Annotated in this window: 2 protein-coding genes; one reads left to right on the top strand and one right to left on the bottom strand. The window is 71.7% G+C overall.

The window, feature by feature from the left end; translation table 11 throughout:
- Nucleotides 1–310: hypothetical protein (locus G3573_RS21650; RefSeq protein WP_205598440.1), on the top strand; the 310-nt coding region annotated here is incomplete at its 5' end.
- A gap of 9 nt (nt 311–319) precedes the next feature.
- Here the strand turns inward: G3573_RS21650 and G3573_RS21645 are convergent.
- Nucleotides 320–703, bottom strand: a complete 384-nt coding sequence (locus G3573_RS21645; RefSeq protein WP_163263684.1) for a hypothetical protein — start codon at nt 701–703, stop codon at nt 320–322.
- Nucleotides 704–948 lie beyond the last annotated feature (245 nt).

Here is a 948-nt window from a genome sequence, read left to right as displayed (position 1 = left end):
GATCGAGGCGGCGCCGCTGTCGCCGGCGGCGCGGGACCGCAAGCGCGCGGCGATCGCCGCCTACGGCCCGCTGCGGGGCGAGGCGGCCGCCCTGCTGGCCGAACGGCCCGACTGCCTGAGCGTGGAGATGTTGGTCGAGGCCCCCGACCTGACCGCCTGGCCGGGACCGATGGTGCTGCCGCCGGACTACGAGCGGCTGGGCCGCCTGCGGGTGGCCGAGGGCCGCTATCCCTCGGCCCTGACCTACGCCGACCACGTAGCCCCGGTGGCGCGGCGGCTGGAGCGGATCAGCGCGGCGGAGTTCGCCTGACCCCGGTCGTCACGTCGTGCATTGGGAATTGAAATGGTTCGGCTGGGCGGCCCCGGGCATCCAGGTGACGTCCGAATACTGGCCAGGCTCGGCGTAGGCGGTGCGGGTCGCGCCGGTGTTGTAGGAGATGGTGTAGCTCTGCGAGCTGCCCCCGTCGTTGCGGAAGCGCACGAAGGTCTGGTTGTTGTTCATGCCGTATTCGACGAAGAACGGGCAGTCGCCGCCGATGTTGTCGGAGAACGACTGGTTGTCATAGTACACGCCGTTCATGTCGTCGGCGGCGGCGGCCAGGCCGGTGGCGATATCGCCCATCGACTCGCAGCCGGCCAGCGCCGGCGCGGTCGTCACCAGCACCGCGGCGACGGTCGCCGCGCGCTTCACGTTCAGACGCATTGGAATTCCTCCCCTAGAATCGGGAGGTTAGCCGCAGCACCGATCCTGGGCGTCTCCAATATTGTAGAGGCCGAGCCTCACGCCCGCGCCATGGCCATCTCGCGCAGGCGGTCGGGGGCCAGCACGCGCACGCCGTCGCGGCCCCAGTCGACCACGCCGGCCCGGCGCAGGTGGGCGGCCAGGCGCACGACGTGCTCGGTCGACAGGCCCACGGCCGCGCCGGCCAGGCTGCGGCTGAGCGGCAG

This window comes from Caulobacter sp. 17J65-9, from assembly GCF_010975005.1.
Taxonomy (GTDB): domain Bacteria; phylum Pseudomonadota; class Alphaproteobacteria; order Caulobacterales; family Caulobacteraceae; genus 17J80-11.
This window is presented reverse-complemented; position numbering and strand designations above follow the sequence as displayed.

Coding starts and splice junctions, on each gene's coding strand:
- G3573_RS21645 (WP_163263684.1), bottom strand. CDS start 703: ATGCGTCTGAACGTGAAGCGCGCGGCGACCGTCGCCGCGGTGCTGGTG.